The organism is Amycolatopsis sp. cmx-4-83 (assembly GCF_046548815.1).
GTDB classification, from domain to species: domain Bacteria; phylum Actinomycetota; class Actinomycetes; order Mycobacteriales; family Pseudonocardiaceae; genus Amycolatopsis; species Amycolatopsis pretoriensis_A.
In genome coordinates this window covers 156,154-172,023 of record NZ_JAEBEF010000003.1, presented here as the reverse complement: position 1 = coordinate 172,023, position 15,870 = coordinate 156,154, and the positions used below count along the sequence as shown (strand labels likewise).

At 68.6% G+C, this 15,870-nt stretch carries 17 protein-coding genes; 12 read left to right on the top strand and 5 right to left on the bottom strand.

Going from position 1 to position 15,870, the window contains the following annotated elements; all coding sequences use genetic code 11:
• Window positions 1-339: 339 nt before the first annotated feature.
• The 3 genes from ACLJQM_RS10420 to ACLJQM_RS10410 form a co-directional block, all read right to left on the bottom strand.
• Window positions 340-771, bottom strand: coding sequence for a hypothetical protein (locus ACLJQM_RS10420; protein WP_410630941.1), 432 nt, complete (start codon window positions 769-771; stop codon window positions 340-342).
• A 308-nt stretch (window positions 772-1,079) separates the two neighbouring features.
• Window positions 1,080-1,385 carry a DUF6355 family natural product biosynthesis protein gene (locus ACLJQM_RS10415; protein ID WP_410630940.1) on the bottom strand — a complete coding sequence of 102 codons (306 nt, stop codon included), beginning with the start codon at window positions 1,383-1,385 and terminating at the stop codon, window positions 1,080-1,082.
• A gap of 458 nt (window positions 1,386-1,843) precedes the next feature.
• Window positions 1,844-4,141 carry a tetratricopeptide repeat protein gene (locus ACLJQM_RS10410; protein ID WP_410630939.1) on the bottom strand — a complete coding sequence of 766 codons (2,298 nt, stop codon included), beginning with the start codon at window positions 4,139-4,141 and terminating at the stop codon, window positions 1,844-1,846.
• Window positions 4,142-4,376: 235 nt separating this feature from the next.
• On the opposite strand from ACLJQM_RS10410, the gene ACLJQM_RS10405 reads away from it, so the two are divergent.
• From ACLJQM_RS10405 to ACLJQM_RS10380, 6 genes are all read left to right on the top strand, one after another.
• Complete coding sequence (locus ACLJQM_RS10405; RefSeq protein ID WP_410630938.1) at window positions 4,377-4,784, top strand: helix-turn-helix domain-containing protein; 408 nt, start codon at window positions 4,377-4,379, stop codon at window positions 4,782-4,784.
• An 82-nt stretch (window positions 4,785-4,866) separates the two neighbouring features.
• A complete protein-coding gene (locus ACLJQM_RS10400; RefSeq protein WP_410630937.1) occupies window positions 4,867-5,418 on the top strand; it encodes a hypothetical protein in 552 nt (183 codons plus the stop codon).
• Entirely contained in the window at window positions 5,415-6,539 is a 1,125-nt protein-coding gene (locus ACLJQM_RS10395) for an MAB_1171c family putative transporter (protein WP_410630936.1), read from the top strand. The genes ACLJQM_RS10400 and ACLJQM_RS10395 overlap by 4 nt, the downstream gene beginning before the upstream one ends.
• A complete protein-coding gene (locus ACLJQM_RS10390) occupies window positions 6,536-6,982 on the top strand; it encodes a nitroreductase family deazaflavin-dependent oxidoreductase (protein ID WP_410630935.1) in 447 nt (148 codons plus the stop codon). Before ACLJQM_RS10395 ends, ACLJQM_RS10390 begins: the two co-directional genes overlap by 4 nt.
• A 9-nt stretch (window positions 6,983-6,991) precedes the next feature.
• Complete coding sequence (locus ACLJQM_RS10385; RefSeq protein ID WP_410630934.1) at window positions 6,992-8,170, top strand: amidohydrolase family protein; 1,179 nt, start codon at window positions 6,992-6,994, stop codon at window positions 8,168-8,170.
• 41 nt (window positions 8,171-8,211) lie between these two features.
• On the top strand, window positions 8,212-8,859 hold the full coding sequence (locus ACLJQM_RS10380; protein ID WP_410630933.1) for an HAD family hydrolase: 648 nt from the start codon (window positions 8,212-8,214) through the stop codon (window positions 8,857-8,859).
• Here ACLJQM_RS10380 and ACLJQM_RS10375 read toward each other — a convergent pair whose 3' ends face one another.
• Window positions 8,860-10,119, bottom strand: coding sequence for a helix-turn-helix transcriptional regulator (locus ACLJQM_RS10375; RefSeq protein WP_410630932.1), 1,260 nt, complete (start codon window positions 10,117-10,119; stop codon window positions 8,860-8,862). It abuts the gene before it with no gap.
• Between the two features lie 195 nt (window positions 10,120-10,314).
• On the opposite strand from ACLJQM_RS10375, the gene ACLJQM_RS10370 reads away from it, so the two are divergent.
• The 3 genes from ACLJQM_RS10370 (at window position 10,315) to ACLJQM_RS10360 (ending at window position 12,113) form a co-directional block, all read left to right on the top strand.
• Window positions 10,315-10,899, top strand: a complete 585-nt coding sequence (locus ACLJQM_RS10370; RefSeq protein ID WP_410630931.1) for a hypothetical protein — start codon at window positions 10,315-10,317, stop codon at window positions 10,897-10,899.
• Between the two features lie 84 nt (window positions 10,900-10,983).
• On the top strand, window positions 10,984-11,316 hold the full coding sequence (locus ACLJQM_RS10365; RefSeq protein WP_410630930.1) for a hypothetical protein: 333 nt from the start codon (window positions 10,984-10,986) through the stop codon (window positions 11,314-11,316).
• Complete coding sequence (locus ACLJQM_RS10360; protein WP_410630929.1) at window positions 11,313-12,113, top strand: Scr1 family TA system antitoxin-like transcriptional regulator; 801 nt, start codon at window positions 11,313-11,315, stop codon at window positions 12,111-12,113. Before ACLJQM_RS10365 ends, ACLJQM_RS10360 begins: the two co-directional genes overlap by 4 nt.
• Here ACLJQM_RS10360 and ACLJQM_RS10355 read toward each other — a convergent pair.
• Complete coding sequence (locus ACLJQM_RS10355) at window positions 12,110-13,129, bottom strand: LysR family transcriptional regulator (RefSeq protein ID WP_410630928.1); 1,020 nt, start codon at window positions 13,127-13,129, stop codon at window positions 12,110-12,112. The genes ACLJQM_RS10360 and ACLJQM_RS10355 overlap by 4 nt on opposite strands.
• Window positions 13,130-13,306: 177 nt before the next feature.
• On the opposite strand from ACLJQM_RS10355, the gene ACLJQM_RS10350 reads away from it, so the two are divergent.
• Genes ACLJQM_RS10350 through ACLJQM_RS10340 form a run of 3 tightly spaced genes read left to right on the top strand, consistent with a single transcriptional unit; the run spans window position 13,307 to window position 15,848 of the window.
• Window positions 13,307-14,413 (top strand): radical SAM protein, encoded by a 1,107-nt coding sequence (locus tag ACLJQM_RS10350; protein ID WP_410630927.1) that lies wholly within the window; start codon window positions 13,307-13,309, stop codon window positions 14,411-14,413.
• On the top strand, window positions 14,410-15,042 hold the full coding sequence (gene tmk / locus ACLJQM_RS10345; RefSeq protein ID WP_410630926.1) for a dTMP kinase: 633 nt from the start codon (window positions 14,410-14,412) through the stop codon (window positions 15,040-15,042). Before ACLJQM_RS10350 ends, tmk begins: the two co-directional genes overlap by 4 nt.
• A complete protein-coding gene (locus tag ACLJQM_RS10340; RefSeq protein WP_410630925.1) occupies window positions 15,033-15,848 on the top strand; it encodes an endonuclease/exonuclease/phosphatase family protein in 816 nt (271 codons plus the stop codon). Before tmk ends, ACLJQM_RS10340 begins: the two co-directional genes overlap by 10 nt.
• Window positions 15,849-15,870: the final 22 nt, after the last annotated feature.

The following is a 15,870-nucleotide window of genomic DNA, read 5'->3' as shown; positions in this document are numbered from 1 at the left end:
GGACGACCGAGGCCGTCCGATACATCACCGTTTGCACGCCATTCGTCGGCGGCTGGTAGCCGCTGCGGACGTACGAGCAGTCCGCCGACGTGTCGTCACCGCCGATGATGCTGTCGCCTGTCGGCGGCTCTTGCCCGGGACCTGGGCGCGGTGCCGCGGGCCTGTCCGGCGGCCCGGGTGGCGGTGGCTTCGAACCACCTCCGCGGCCGGCACCCAGTTGGCACGAGGGGTTTCCGTTCTGTCCACAGTGCACATCTCCCCAGCCGTCGCCCGCCAGAGCGGCGGGCGTCACGGCCAAGAGCAATCCGAACGCGACCGCGGAAGAGGCCGCACACCTCGTCACCCGGCGCATGATCCGACCTCGTGTACGGCAAAGGTCGTGACCTTCCAGGAGCCGTCGATCGCTTTCTTGACCAGAGCTTCGATCCGCCGCCGGCCTCCGGGGCTGTCGTCGGCGAGCTGCCCGTTGTCAGCGCGGTACTTCAGCCAACTCGTGGAATCACCGCAGTCAGCGATCGTCACGGTCGTCGGCTCGGCCGACGGATCCGCGGCCTGGACGCGCGGGTGGTTCACCGGGCGGCCTTTGGTGACCAAGCCGTTGTAGTGATCGGCGTAAAGGCTGCGCGAGATGGTCTGCAGTGCGTCCGAAGTGGCGTTCTGCGCGAGCTTCGGCGACTGCCAGTCCGAGGTCGTCGCGGCATCGGCCATGTCGTTCCACATGCCGAGGTACGCCGCGGTCGCCTGTTGCTTCGCGAGGTCGCCGGGTTGCATCGTGTTCGTGGTCGCCGGTGCGGCCGACGACGTCGTGGCCCGATTCGGCTCGTTCGTGCTGCAGCCCGCGATCAGGATGACTGCCGAGCAGGCAACTGCGGCTATACGCGCGTTCATGAATCCCCTCCAGGTTCAATGATCAGCTGCACGTCCGACCCGAAACACCGCCTCGGCGGAGGTTCACTCGTTGGAAGGACGCGCTGTTGCTCGCCAAACGTTGATGCCGGCGCGGCGGACGCCGCAGAGGGGGCAAGGGCACCCGCCGCGCCGACAGGCCGAGGACGGGGAGTCGTCCTCGAGTGCGTGGGTCAGGCCGGTCCCTCGTAGCCCGGGTAGCAGCCGACTCCGCCGTTCCACCAGGCCCCGCTGATCGCCCATCTGATCACCGGCTGCAGGTTGGTGGTCCCGGGTCCGACGCAGTAGCGGTAGAGGTTCCCCCAGATGTCTTCGACGTCCAGGTCGACCCGCGAGCCGGTGCCGCCGTCGCAGTGCCGGTACTCACCCCAGCCGAGATAACCGCACTGCGCACGGACCGGAACTTCGGTCGCGGCCGCCGCCGGGTGCGCGGCGATCACGCAGGCGGCCAAGACCGAGATCGGGAGGACTCGCAGCATTTGCGAAGCCATACTTCCTCCAGGAATTCTTTGTGAGTCAAGGAGAACTCGTATGTTCTGTTGACTCCACTTTGGACCCATGAAGGAATTCAAGGAACCGCGAATGCCGCACAGCGCTGTGCTGATTCGGTGGCGTTCTTGTGCCAGTTCAGTCAAGAAGCCAACCGTTTTCAACAAGCGAAATGCCTCAATGAGGCGGCGAGGCCCCCGGAGGGCGCGGGCATCGCGGGCGCCAGCTCGGCCAGCGCTGGTCCGTGGTCACGGCAGCCGGAAGTTTGGTAGCACGAAGGTCAGGGACGGGTCGAAACCTTCCGGAACCTGCCAGGGCAGGATCGGCGACGGGTTCAACGTTGTCGCACCGGCCGGGCAATCGATCCGATGAGGCTCGTCGACGATCCCGTGGAAGTTGAACCGACGTGCTAGCGAGCCGGAAAGACGCGAGTGGGAGCCGCGGGGAGTCAATTCGTCAAGGCAGAGCCGAGGTCCCTCGCGGTCGGGCTCGAGCCAGCTTCCAGCGAAGCCAGCCGTGTCCGGACGTCCACGGCTCGGATGTCACGCAGTGCATCAAGGAGTTCGAGACTGCGCGAATACGTCTCGCGAGCCTGCTCGACCTGCCCGAGTTCGCAGAGGGCCTTAGCCCGCGAGATCAGCGTCTCGGCAGCTCCCCAGCTCTGCCAACTCCGGCCTCGAACAGCGAGAGCCTCGTCGAAGTGCTTCAGCGCGGCGCGATGTTGCCCGTGCCGGCTGAGCAGGACGCCGATCCGTTGATGGGCGATGCCGAGAACTGCCTTGGAACTGAACTCCTGCGCACGGTTCAGCGCGTCGAGCGCGTACTCCATCGCCATGTTCGCTAGCCCGAGCTGATCGCAGACCTCAGCGAGCGCGGCCCGGTTGACCGCAGCGCCGACCTTGACCGCGGCGTCCGCGAACAAGCGATCGGCAAGCTCGTGGAGCTCGCGCGCTTCGGCAAACCGGTCACTGCCGGCGTACGCGAGGCCGAGGCCGTATGCGGTCCAGGCTCGGGATCGGTCGTCTCCGAGCTCGTCGTGTCGACGGAGGGCTTCCTCGAGGTGCGCGATGCCGTCATCCGTCCGGCCGAGCTCGTACTCCACCCAGCCGAGGGCCTGCAAGCTCCGCGCAACTCCGGCGTCGCTACCGGCTGCGCGCGCGGCGGCGAGCCCGTCGTGCGCCGCGACCAGCCAGGTGTTCCAGCTACGCGTGAGCACGAAGTACGGCAGGAAGGCCGTGGGCAGCAACCACAGGACGTCCTTCGCGCCGTACGTCCGGGCGTTCCGCGCCACCTGGAGAGCGGTGGCCACTTCCCGCTCGCACCAGGCCATCGCCGCCTCGAAGCCGCCTTCCTTGAACGACATCGGCTCTACGCCTGCCAGGTTCTCGGGCGTGATTCCGCTGTTCGCCCAGCTGGGGATCAGGGTGTTGTTCGCGTTCCACGCCGTCGCGGCGTACCACCGGAGGGCGCAGTCATGGGCGCGCTCGACCTCACTCAGCCGTTCTTCGACCAGCGCGCGCTGGTGGGCGTAGGCGCGGAGCAGGTGGCTTATCCGGTACCGGCCGTCGGCCAGCGGCTCGACGAGGTGGGCCTCCGCGAGCAACCGCATGGCTTCGCCGGCGCGCTCGAGGTCCAGCTCGGTGAGCACGGCGACCGATTCGGCCCCGACGACGTTGGCCGGGCCGACCCCGAGATACCGGAACACCCTCCTTGCCATGGCGGGCAGAGCCAGGTACGAGACGTCGACAACGCCGTGGATGTTCACCGCGGGGTCGCTGGAGGTGAAGAGGTCGAGACGGGTCTTGTCCGAGCTGAGGCGGTCAGCCAGCTCGTCGAGCGTCGTCTCCCGGTGGCGCTGCAGGTGCTCGGCGGCGATGAGGACCGTCATCGGCAGGCAGCCGCACTGCTCGACGACGAGTTCCGCGGCGGCCGCGCTGGCTCGCACGCGAGCCTCACCCGCCCGGCGGCCGAGTAGCTCGATGGCTTGTCCGGGGCGAAGCGGCGGCAGCTCTATCGCGGTGCCACCAGTACGCGCAAGCAGGCCGGATTGCCGTTCCCGGCTCGTCGCCAGCACCACGCTGCCGGCACCGGGGAGCAGCCATTCGGCTTGGCGGTAGCCGGCGACGTTGTCCAGGATCACGATCGCCGGACGTTCGGCGAGCAGCGATCGGTAGCGGGCGATCCGGGTCTGCAAGCTGGACGTGCCCAGCTCGGCGGCGCTCACGCCGAGCGCCGCGAGGAATCCGTCCAGGACCTCCTCCGGTTCGGCCGGCGCGCCGGGTGCAAGGCCGCGAAGGTCAGCGAAGAGGCAGCCACCGGGAAAGCGAGCCTGCACGCTGGCCGCCCAGTGCACGGCCAGGGCCGTTTTCCCGACCCAGAACCCGCCCTCGATGACGATGGTGACGGTCGCGCCCGGCCGTCCTTGGGTGATGAGCGCGTGGTCCATCGCCTGCAGCTGTTCTTCGCGGCCGACGAAATCGGCGGCTGCCGCCGGAAGCTGGACGGGACGGGTGACCGCCCGGGAGTCACCCCGCTGCGCCGCGGCGATCTTGTCCAGCTCGCCGTCCGCCGCGAGCACGGTGTCGAGGTCGTGCACGACGGTCGGCAGGAGGGCGCGGTGGCCGTGCAGCAGCTTCGAGAGGTAGCTCGCGCTGTAGCCCGCTTTCGCGGCTACTTCTCCGAGCGTCAAGCCGCGTTCTCTCCGCTTGCGGTGCACCGCCGCCGCGAAGCTGTCGATGGTTCGCATCGCGCCTCCCCGCGCGTCGAGACGCGCCGGTCGGCACGTCAGCGTGGGCGGGGACCCGGATCTCTGCGGGACAGGTGGCAGGCACTCGATCGGGCGGTTCCTGCACAGCTCCGCGTCCAGTAACTTGGAATGATCAACTTCGACAGTACGAAAGCATGGACGCAGAGTCAAACAAATCGGACGCATTGCGATCGGAATTCCAAAAAGTTGGAATCCCGATCCGGAGGGGGTGACCGTGTCCGAGCCCGGTGATCAGCCACCCGAGCCCTTCGGGCGGCTTCTCGAGCGACTGATCAACCTCAAGAAGCACGACGACGGCCGCCCGTACACCGTGTCGGAAGTCGCCGAGGAAATCGGCATCTCGAAGAGCCAGCTGTACAACCTGATCAAGGGCGCGAACGAACCGAAACTGCGCTTCGCCCAGGAACTCGCGGCCTACTTCGGTGTCGAGCTGGAGTACTTCGGAACCAGCGAGCGAGCCCGCGAGATCCAGGGGCAGTACGCGCTCCTCGAGCAGCTGTCCCAGCAAGGCGTCCGCGATGTCGCGTTCCGGGCGAGCGCCCTCTCCCCCGACGTCTTGTCGAGCGTCCTGGACTTCATCGACTTCCAGGCCAGCCGCAGCGAGAACCACACGTCCGGGTGACTTGCCGTCCAACCCGCCGGACACCGCGTCTGATCTGCGACGATCGTTCAGAGGTGATCGACAACGGGCTGGGAGGACCGTCGTGAGCAGCCTGCTTCAACGCGTGCGCCGTGATCGGCGAATCGCCGGCCTCCGCCGTCGGCTGCGATCCGAGCTGAACGCCGCGGGCATCGAAGGCCCGACGCCGATGGCGGAGATCTGCGCCCGGTTCGGCGAGCGCCGCGGCAAGCCCATCCGCCTGCTGGCCGTGCCGATGGAGGTCCCGGGCCCGTTCGGCCTGTGGATCAAGACGACGGCCGCCGACGTCATCCTCTACCAAAGCACGGGGACGACGCGGTTCCACCAGGAGCACATCATCGCCCACGAGCTCGGCCACCTCCTGGCCGATCACCCGTCGGACGAAGGCGACGACGAGATGTGGCGCCAGCTGCTGCCCGACATCCCACCCGCCGTCATCCGGAGCGCACTGCGGCGGCGCACGACCTACGCGAACGAGTACGAGCACGAAGCCGAAGCGCTCGCGACCGTGCTGCTGGAGGCAACGACCAAGGCGCAGGAGATCACGTTGCCGAGCGGGTCACGCCGCGCCCGCCGCGCGCAGGCGTCCCTCGGCGACCCGGTCGACGTCCTATGAACCTCACGAACTTCCTGCTGCTCGTGCTGGCGTGGTTCCTCTACCGGCTGGCCCGCTCACCGCGCGACCCGGCGCTTTGGGCAGTCGTGGTGAGCATCGCTTGCCAGCTGCTCGGCGCTTCCACCTTCGTCGCGTTCGCCAGGACTGTGTTCGGCGATCTGCCGTCGTCCAGCACCGTGAAGCTGCTGACGAACGTCGCGCTGAACACCTCGCGCTACGCGCTCCTGCTCTTCTTCCTGATCTCGGCAGGCGGGTCGTGGCGGCGAGTGCGCGTCGAGACCGCGATCCTCGTCGGCGTCTGCTCGGCGATGGCCGCCGCGGTCTTCGTGCTCCCGCCAGGCGCCCGTGACACCGCCTACCCGCTATCCGGGAATCTGCCGAACGACATGAGCCATCCCGGCGTCGCGCCCTTCTACATCATCGGCGGCAGCTACATGTTCTACGCCGCCGTGCAAACGGCGCGCTGGGCCCTGCGGTACGCCGCCGAGTCCAGCCGCCGCGCCCGGTTCGGGCTCCGCCTGGTCGCCGCCGCTCTCGTCGCCACGGCCGTCACGACCGGCGTCCGGACCGTCGTTACGGTCATCCGCTGGGCCGGCAACCCCGGCTACGGCGCTCCGCTCATGCAGGTGACCACGCGGCTGGTCCCGATCTGCACCTTCGTGTTCCTCCTCGGCGTGTTCTCCGTCGGGCTCGCAGCTCGATTCGCCGCGCTAAAGACGTGGCTTCGCCGGCGACGCGCCTACGTCGAGCTGTGGCCGCTGTGGCGGGAGCTGCACGCGGTGTTCCCCGCCGACGCCCTCGACCACGCACCGACCCGGTCTTGGCTGGACACGCTGCTCCCCCACCGGATCGGCCACCGGTACTGGCGGCGTGTGATCGAGATCCGGGACGGCCTCCTGCAGCTGAGCCCCCAGCTCGTCGACGCGGGCTTCGACTCCAGCCGCCCCGCCGAGCAGCAGCTCGACACCTTCCGCCGCGCACTCCAGCTCCAAGCCGGCGGCCACACGCCGACCAGCCGGGCGGGCGTGCTCGTCGCGGCTCCCGAAGACGTGGACATCAACTCCGATGTCCGGCAGCTCATCCACCTCTCGCGGGCGCTGGCCCGGGAAGGAGCCTCGTGACCACGGTTTCGAACGCCGAGATCCGCGACCGCAACCTGCAGGTGCTCGAGCGGATCCGCTCGCAGGATCCGCAGCCGCACCGCGAGGGCTACTACGCCCTACGCGTCTTGGCGGTGACCGGCCGGACCAGCGGCAAGCCGCACGCCGTCCCGATCGCGCTCGTGCAGCTCGACGGCGTCCAGTACGTCTGTTCCCCCGACCGCCGCCGCGACTGGGTCCGCAACCTGCTCGCGGCCGGGCGGTGCACCGTCGCACCCGACGAGCACGAGACCCGCAACGCTCTGCTCGTCGAGGACGCCGCCGGCGCGGCAGCCGTCGCCCAGTACCTCCGCCGTCTCCCCCGGGTCTCCGACGAATGGCCGTTCCCCGGTGACGCACCGCCGGAGCAGGTGCTGCCCTTCATGCGGCAGATCGCCGTCTTCCAGCTCTGCGTCCCCGCCTGAAAGGCCCCCGTGCTCCAGCAGCTCTACACCGCCGACCAGGTTCTCCCCGGGCCGGCCGGCGAGCGGATCCCCGACGGCGCCGTGCTCGTCCAGAACGGCACGATTCTCCTCCTCGGACCACGCGCCGACGTCGAAGCCCTCGCGTCTCCCACCGCAGAACGCCGGGACTTCCCCGGCGCCACAATCCTTCCCGGCTTGATCAACTGCCACGTCCACCTCGTGTTCGACGCCTGCGGCGACCCGGCGCAAGCAGCCGCCGAGGCGACCCACGCGGAGCTGGCCGGCCGGGCGGACCAGCTCCTGCGCTCCGGCGTGACCACCGTCCGCGACCTTGGCGACCGCGACGGCCTGGCCATCCAGTTCCGAACCCAGAACCCACAGGGACTGCGGATCGTCGCGTCCGGCCCGCCGGTCACCGTCCCGGAAGGGCACTGCTGGTTCCTCGGCGGCGCCGCCGACGGCGAAGCCGAGCTCCGAGCCCGAGTGCGGCAGAACGCCCAGCTCGGCGCGGACGTCATCAAGGTCATGGCCTCCGGCGGCCAGATCACCCCGAACTCACCGAAGATGTGGGACACCCAGTTCACGACGGCCGAGCTGGCCGCCATCGTCGACGAAGCCCAGAAGGCCGGCCTGCCCGTCGCCGCGCACGCCCACGGCACGGACGCCATCGCCGCGGCCGCCGACGCCGGGGTCACCACCATCGAGCACTGCACCTGGCTCTGTGAAGGCGGAGGCGGCTACGACCTGCGCGACGACGTCGCCGCCACGATCGCCGAACGCGGCATCTTCGCCTGCGTCGCCTGGCCCTCGGACTGGCGCGGCTTCATGGACCGCCTCGGTTCCGCCCGCGCCGACCAGGTGGTCAGCCGGTTCGCCTGGATGGCCGACCACGGCATCCGGATGATCCCCGGCACCGACGCGGGCGCCGGGACCTCGGGGTTCGACGACTACCCCGGTGCCCTTCAGCTCTACGAGCACCTCGGATTCGACCGCGCCGACATCATCGACATGGCCACGACCACGAGCGCGGAAGCCCTGGGCGTCGGCAATACGACCGGGCAGCTCACACCCGGTCTTTCAGCGGACCTGCTGGTCACCGCGGGCGACCCGCTCGCAGACCTGGCCAACCTGCGCGCGCTCCAGCTGGTGGTTGTCAGGGGGCAGACCGTCTCGGTGGCGGCCGAGTGACAGACTCGACCGCGGAACGTCACCGACGGAGGGGAAACGCCATGCCGGTGAGGGCTGTCGTCCTCGACATCGGCGAGACCGTGCTCGACGACACGCGCGAGTGGCACGCCTGGGCGGACTGGATCGGCGTCGGCCGGCACACGTTCTCGACCGTGCTCGGCGCGGTCACCGCAGCGGGGCGGGACAACGCCGAGACGTTCCGGTACTTCAAGCCGGACTTCGACGTGGCCGCCGAACGGCAACGCCGGGAGGAGACCGGTAACGGCGAGCGGATCGAGGAGTCCGACCTCTACCCGGACGTCCGGCCCGCGCTCGCCGAGCTTCAGGCCAGCGGGTTGTGGGTCGGGCTGGCCGGCAACCAGACCGCCAAGGCAGGGAGCCTGCTTCGCAAACTCGATCTCCCGGTCGACGCCATCGCCACCTCCGCCGAATGGGGTGTCGCCAAGCCCGATCCGGCCTTCTTCCGGCACGTCGTCGAGCTGGCCGGCGTCGCTCCCCACGAGCTCCTGTACGTCGGCGACCACCGCGACAACGACGTCGTCGCGGGGCACAGCGCCGGGCTGTGGACGGCCTTGATCCGGCGCGGCCCATGGGGACACCTATGGGCTGACGACCCCGCAGTGCAGGCGAACGCCGACTGGGTCATCGACTCGCTCACCGAGCTGCCCCGGCTGGTCGCGAGAACTTGATCAGTTCACGTCCGCCCAGGCCGCGAAGGTCGCCAGATCGTCGCTGACCGTCCGCTGGCCGCGCAACAGCGACTTGAGCACAACCTTGACGCGCGGATGCTCTCGCGTGTGTAGCGGCGCGACCCGCTTGGCCAGCTGGAGCGACACGAAGGCTTCTTCGGGACGGCCGACTTCGAGCTGGGCCGGGGCGAGGTCGATGTAGAAGTGGGAACGGCGCTCGGCGGGGATTTCCCGCGGTGGGTGCCAGCCCGTACCGCGCAGGACTGCCGTCGGGCTGTCGCCCAGCTCTTGGGCGACAGCGACTTCGTGGATGCGGACGGATGCCGGTCCGAACGCGGTGCCGAGGTAGACACCCTCGGGTGCGTGCTCTGCGGCCCGGTAGGCGCCGGCAAGGTGGTCCTCGGCCTCGTCCGGCTTCCCGGCGCGGGCCGCGACGACAGCCGCCCGCATCGAAAGCGACCCACGGGCGACAGCTGTCTCCAATGTGGACCTTGAGACCGGTACGCGATCGATGGCCCGCACCAGTGACCGCCCGGCAGACTCCAGATCCTGGGTAGCGAAGAACGTTTCGGTGCGCACATAAGCAACAGCGGCGTCAAGGAACGGCCGGTCGATCTCGGACGCCGCCAGCCGTATCGCGGTGATGATCTGAGCGGACAGATCTACGTAGCCGTACTTGAAAGCCAGGCCATCCGCTGCCCGATAAGCGAGAACCAGCAACTCCGCGACGTCCGCTCGCGCCCGCTCATCGGCAGCCAGCTGGCGCGCCCGCCCCAGCTCCAGCAGAAGAGCGGGCAGATCGGCGATCAGCTGCGCGTAGCGCGCTTCGACGCGTTGTTCCGTCGCCTGCGCGACAGCCGTCCGCAATTCGTGCTGTGGTCGCACGGGACCGTCGTCCGGCACATCGCACGCCAGAAGCGCTCGACGCAACGCCGGCATGCCGGCCCGGACCGCGTCGTCCCGCAGCTGACTGGCGCGCTGTGGCCGATGCTGACGCCGCAGAGCTGCCTGCTCTTCCTTCGCCGCCCGCCAGAGGCGGCGCAACGCGCCACCCGCGTTCAAGCCGCGTTCCAGCGCTTCGATGAGTTCGTGCGAAGGGAGGTTCTGGCCCGCCCGTTCCGCCATCGACACGTAGTTGCGGGTGTAACCGATTCGCCGGGCCAGGGCCGCCTGGCTCAGATCCGCGGCGCCGCGGATCTGCCGGATCTCCGCTGCGAGTTCGTCGGCCGCGGGCCGCGCGTCGCTCCGTTCGTCGGTCACATCCGTCTCCGGTTCGTTCGGCGGGGGGGTAAATCGAAGCGGTCACCGCTTACCCCCTTACCGAATCATAGCTGGTCAGGGTCCCATGGTGATCGTTCCGACGTCACGATGCAGGAGGGAACCGGTGACCACAACCGCCAAGCCGGTATCCGGCGAAGCACTACCTGATTTGAGGAACGCGGAAGGACGGATCGGATGATGCCGGGAGCCGTCGAACGGCCGCTGACCATCGCGATCATGGGACCGCACCTGACGGGCAAGAGCACCTTCGTCTCCCGCTTGGCTTTGGAACTACGGCGAAACGGCTTCCAGGTCGCCACGATCGCCGCGCTCGTGGAGCGGGCGCAGCGGCTCGGGATACCGATCCTCCACAACCATTCCTGGGCATCGACGATGTGGTTCATCACGAGGGGCATCAGCGACGAGCTGGAAGCCTGGCTGCACGCCGACGTCATCCTCGTGAACGGCGCGGTCCCCGACGCGCTGGCGTACTACCGCGCCGCGCTGCAGCACCGTGGCGAAGAACCCGACCCAGCGAAGATCGAGCAGCTTGAACACCTCGTGCGGAACCACAGCTCGAACTACAACCTGCTCTTCCGAACGACCCTCGCGCCCGATACGTCTCGCGAGGAGGAGCACGACGGAGGATTTCGGCGCCTTGCGGATCACTGGGTCTGCCAGGTCGCCGAGCGCCTGGAAGTCGCCAACATCGCCTTGGCTCCGTCCGACCACGACTCCGCTCTGGAATTCGCGGTCAACCACGTGAGCGAGCACGGATAACTCCCAGACCGGCGGCGGCGTTGCGTCCCCGACCGCAACGCCGCCGCCACCGACCAGGCAGCGCCAGATCCGAGGTGGACAACCATGACGCCGACCGAAGTCCGATGGCCTTCCGCGGCCGATCTGCTTCTCGCGGAGGACGCCGAGTACGTGCTTCTTTGCCGCGTGCTCAACGGGTTGCGCCGTCTGTCCACTTCAGAATCACCACCACGATCGACCGGAGTCCCGATGTCCCGCGAAACCACCCAGCTCGTCGAAGCGCTGCGGACAGGGACCGCAACGACGGACGATCAGCGTCAGGTCGCCGACAAGCTCGAAGAGCTGCTGGACTTCCTTCGGGTCCGTTCCGCTGCCGGTGATACGGGCAGCGTGCCGACATCGCCTCACCCCGTTCTCACGGACCGGGACGCGGCATGACCGACGAATGCCTGAGCCACCCCAGTCTGTACGTACTCGGCGGAGCACTGCGGCAGCATCGACAGAACCGAGGTTGGAGCCTCCGCGATCTCGGGCGGTTGATGGGGATCGGTCCGAGCACCATTTCCGGCTGGGAGAAGGGAGAGCGGCGCATCCCGGCGGTGCCGCTGGGGTGGATCCTCGGCCTTCTCAAGGTCAAGCCCGATGAATGTCAACTTCTGATCCGGCTTCACGAGAAGTCCGATCGCGCGATCTACGTCGAGAGCGTCGACGACGGTGTGACCAGCCTCCAGCAAGCCTACGACCGTCACACCCTTCGCACCTTCGCGTGGGCGCCGAGGATCATCCCGGATTCCCTGCAGACATACGACTACGCACACGCGGTTGCAGGCCCGCGCACCGCCCTGCCGGACGATGTCGACCAAGCGGTTCTGGCCCGGCAGGTACGGCAGCTCGACCGGGATCCACGACACCGGCACTTCCTCCTGCTGGGCGCGGGCGCGTTGGCACTGGAGAGCGTTCCCCCCGAGGTTCTGCGCGCACAGCTCAACGAGGTCACCAATCCGGGCAACCGGCGACGGGTCGAAACCCGGATCGTCCCGGCCGAGGCACGTGGTGCTTCCTCGATCGAGCCGTTCATGATCTACGAGACGGCGGAGAAGGTCTTCACCGTCGTCCTGAAGCACGAGCACGCGACCATCTACCTGTCCGACCCGGCGACGGTCGCGGGCTACCGGGCGACCTTCAAGGCGCTCCACCAGAAGGCTTCCGCGTACCTGGCGAAGGAAGCGTGCTAAGCGCCGCGGCCCGCTGGGGCAGCCTCGGCGAAGGCGTTCCAGAGCAAGTTGAGCGGATGATCGGCGGCGTACCGCTGCCGCTCGCCGGCGCGGGCGAAGATCCCGGTGACGATCTCGAGCGCCGGTTCGTAACCCGCTCCGAGCTCGATCTTGCGAAGGTTCGCGCCGGGCAGCCGTCCTTCGACGGCCGCGTCGGCGACCCGCTCGGTCGTGAGCAGGCAGCCGAACATCAGCTTGCTGCTGAGCAGGTTGAGCCCGTAGTTGAGCGCGTCGATGTCGGCGACCACGTGGAGCTTGCCCCGGTATTCCGGGCCGTACCACCGGGTCAGGAAGTCGGCGAGGAGACCCGCGGTCGGTGCGAGCAGCGGCAACCCGGCCAGCACATCACGCGCGACCGGCCGGTCGGGAAGCTCGCGGGTGCTCAGGTTGGTCAGCAGTGCAACGCGTTCGCGGTGCCACTCCAGGAAGTCATGCGGCACATCCGGACCGCGATCGTGTTCGGCGGCGAACGAGCCGCAGACGAGGTCGACCTGCTCGGCGTCCAGCTTCGTCCGGAGGTCGCGGGTCCGGACGTGCTCGATCTTGAGCTGGATGCCCCGGCGTTCGAAGGTCTCGCGCAGCTGCGGCCAGACCTCGCCGAGGAACTCGACCGTGAACTCGGTGGTGCCCACGGTGACGGTGGACCCGACCCGCCGACGGGCGCCGTGGACGCGTTCGGTCCAGGCGCGCAGCGTGCTCGTGGCCAGGGCGACGACCTCTTCACCGGAGCCGGTGAAGAGGAAGTCCTTCCCGCGCCCTTGTTTCGCGACGAGCGCTTCGCCCATGAGCCGCACCGCCAGCTCGTTCACGGTGTCGAGCTGCTTCTGCACGCTGGACTGCGACCGCCCCAGCACCCGGGCGGCGCGCTGGGCGCTGCCGGTGGCGTGGACGAGGGCCAGCGTGCGCAGCTGGTCGAGGCTGGTGTCGAGCAGCTCCGCCGGGAAGCCCAGCAGCTCGGCGACCTCCGAGTCCGTCACCAGCATCTCCCTAGCTTGTTTTCCACGCGAACAGTTCCAGTTCTAGTTCGAGCAAGTGTAGCCAGAATGCTCTGAAGTTTTCTTTCGAGCACTTCACGCTTATTTATTGTTCCAGCGAGCAACAGGTGGTCTACTCGGTTCGCCGCCACCAGCTCGCCCGACTTGGAGGTCCGAACGATGACCGTCCGTCCGATCGCCGTCGACGAGCAGGCTTCGAGCTGCTACTTCCGCACCACCGTCGACGCCCCGAACCGCAAGGCTCTCGTCCAGATCAACGAGGACTGCAACCTGCGGTGCGCCCACTGCTTCGTCTCCGCGACCAAGCACGGCAAGCGCATGCCGCTGACCGAGGTCGTGAAGAAGGTCGTCCCCCGGCTGGCCGAAGCCCGGGTCCAGCGGGTCACGCTGACCGGCGGGGAACCGACCATCCACCCGGACTTCCTCGGCATCGTGCACGCCTTCCGCGACGCCGGTATGGACGTCGGGATCTGCACGAACGCCACCGAACTCGACAACGAGGTCATCCGGGAACTCACCGCGGCCGACGTCCACGTCAACGTCTCGCTCGACGGGTTCGCCGCCGAGTCCCACGGCCGATTCCGCGGAGACCGCGACTCCTTCGAGGTCACCGTGGCCAACACCCGCAAGCTCGCCGCCGCCGGCCTGCTCCAAGGCCTGCTCTGCACCCCGAACACGTTGGCCGCCAACGACGAATACGTGCAGCTGTGCGCGTTCGCCCGCGAGAACGGTGCCCGCTACGTCCTGCTCAACCCGCTCGGCAGCATGGGCCGCGGCGTCAAATCCCAACGCAAACTCGCCAAGACCACCATGCACATGCAGGAGATCTTCGAGCTGACCACGCCGTTCGACGGCCCCGACCTCGACATCGCCCACATCCGCTTCCCCAACACCGACCGCAAACCCCTCGCCGGCTGCGAAGCCGGAACGATCATCTACGTCTTCACCCCCGGCGAGGTAACCGTCTGCCCCTACCTCGTCTTCGCCGCCCGCACCCCCATCTCCCGCCACCCCGACACCGACTTCATCGTCGGCAACATCTTCACCGACCGCGACATCGCAACCCGCCTCGACAACTACCGCTTCCACGACCGGTTCACCGTCGGCGCCAACCCGACCTGCACCTCCTGCAGCCTCGAACCATCCTGCGGCAAAGGCTGCCCGGCCGCCGTCGTCGCCAACGGCGGCCGCATCGGCGACGTCGACACCGAGCAGTGCCCCGTCGTCGCCGAGGAGCACCGGTTGCTGCCCCTGGACGTCGCATGAGCACGCCGCGCCTGCCCGGCAAGCTGGTGACCTTCGAAGGCCCCGGTGGTATCGGCAAGACGACGATCACCAAGCTGGTGGCCGGCCTTCTCACCGACGACGGGGTCCCCGTCCATGCCGCCGTCCAGCCCTCCCGCGCCCCCCTGGGTGAGCTGGCACGGCATGGCACCGACACCTACCACGGCATGGCTCTGGCCTGCCTCTGTGCCGCCGACCGTCACCACCAGCTGGCCAGCGAGATCCTCCCGGCCCTGGCTGAAGGCAAGATCGTGCTCTGCGACCGGTACGCGGCATCGTCGCTGGTCCTGCAGGGACTCGACGACATCCCGCTCGATGTCGTCTGGGCGCTCAACCACGATGTGTACCGCCCCGACCTCGTGTGTGCGCTCGAGGCACCACCCGAGGACGTCGAACAGCGGCTACGCGCCCGCGGCGGGCACAGCCGCTTCGAGCGCACCCCTGGAAGCAGCTTCCGCGAAACGCTCGGCTACCTGGCGGCCATGACTTTCCTGCGCGACCAGGGCTGGCCAGTCGAGATGATCGAATGCGCCAACAACCCCCGCGCCACGGCTGGCACCATCGTTGACCTGATCCACCGCATCCCCACGGAGAGCCCGGCATGCCCCTGACCGTCCTCACCCTCAACGTCGGCAACCCCGCCCTCGAACGGGCCCGCCGCCAACGCGACTGGCTCGCCCGCCGCCCTGAGGACGTCTTCGTGCTCACCGAAACCGGCTCCGGACCCGGCACCCACCTCATCGCCGACTCCTACCGCGACGCCGGCTGGTCGGTCACCTACCCCGACCACCCCGACAAGGAACGCGGCGTCATGCTCCTCTCCCGGTTCGAGACCACAGTGGACCCCATCGGCGCCGCCATGACCCACCTCCCCGCCCGGCTGGCCGGCATCGTGGTAAACACCGACCGGGGACCGCTGCGCATCCTCGGCGCCTACGTGCCCTCCCGCGACGCCACCGAAGCGAAGACCACCCGCAAGCGAACCTGGATCGACGCCTTCCACCACGCCTACGAAGCCACCGCCGACGACGTCCCCGTCCTTCTTCTGGGTGATCTCAACGTGCTCGAACCCGGCCATGTGCCACCACATCCCGGCCAGTTCGCTCCGTTCGAGACCGCCTTCTACACCGAGCTGACCCAACGCCACGGCCTCACCGACGCCTTCCGCGCACTGCACCCGACCGCGGTCGAGCACAGCTGGGCCCGCCGCGCCGAGCTCGGCTACCGCTACGACCACGCCCACGCCTCCACCCCGCTCCTCGACCACCTGACCAGCTGCTCCTACGTCCACGACACCCGCCACGGCGAGCCCGCCCTGACGGACCATTCGGGACTCGCCGTCGAGCTGACGCTGACCGCGACCGCGCCGCTGATAACGTCCAACCCGGCCGCGGACCGCGAGGCAACGCTCTTCTGAACCTGGGTACTCGTGCCCGGCC

Bases quoted from the DNA above. Each gene is read 5' to 3' on its own strand.
- ACLJQM_RS10380 (WP_410630933.1), top strand. From the start codon at position 8,212: ATGCCGGTGAGGGCTGTCGTCCTCGACATCGGCGAGACCGTGCTCGAC.
- ACLJQM_RS10360 (WP_410630929.1), top strand. From the start codon at position 11,313: ATGACCGACGAATGCCTGAGCCACCCCAGTCTGTACGTACTCGGCGGA.
- tmk (WP_410630926.1), top strand. From the start codon at position 14,410: ATGAGCACGCCGCGCCTGCCCGGCAAGCTGGTGACCTTCGAAGGCCCC.
- ACLJQM_RS10420 (WP_410630941.1), bottom strand. From the start codon at position 771: ATGCAACCCGGCGACCTCGCGAAGCAACAGGCGACCGCGGCGTACCTC.
- ACLJQM_RS10415 (WP_410630940.1), bottom strand. From the start codon at position 1,385: ATGCTGCGAGTCCTCCCGATCTCGGTCTTGGCCGCCTGCGTGATCGCC.
- ACLJQM_RS10410 (WP_410630939.1), bottom strand. From the start codon at position 4,141: ATGCGAACCATCGACAGCTTCGCGGCGGCGGTGCACCGCAAGCGGAGA.
- ACLJQM_RS10370 (WP_410630931.1), top strand. From the start codon at position 10,315: ATGATGCCGGGAGCCGTCGAACGGCCGCTGACCATCGCGATCATGGGA.
- ACLJQM_RS10350 (WP_410630927.1), top strand. From the start codon at position 13,307: ATGACCGTCCGTCCGATCGCCGTCGACGAGCAGGCTTCGAGCTGCTAC.
- ACLJQM_RS10395 (WP_410630936.1), top strand. From the start codon at position 5,415: ATGAACCTCACGAACTTCCTGCTGCTCGTGCTGGCGTGGTTCCTCTAC.
- ACLJQM_RS10340 (WP_410630925.1), top strand. From the start codon at position 15,033: ATGCCCCTGACCGTCCTCACCCTCAACGTCGGCAACCCCGCCCTCGAA.
- ACLJQM_RS10365 (WP_410630930.1), top strand. From the start codon at position 10,984: ATGACGCCGACCGAAGTCCGATGGCCTTCCGCGGCCGATCTGCTTCTC.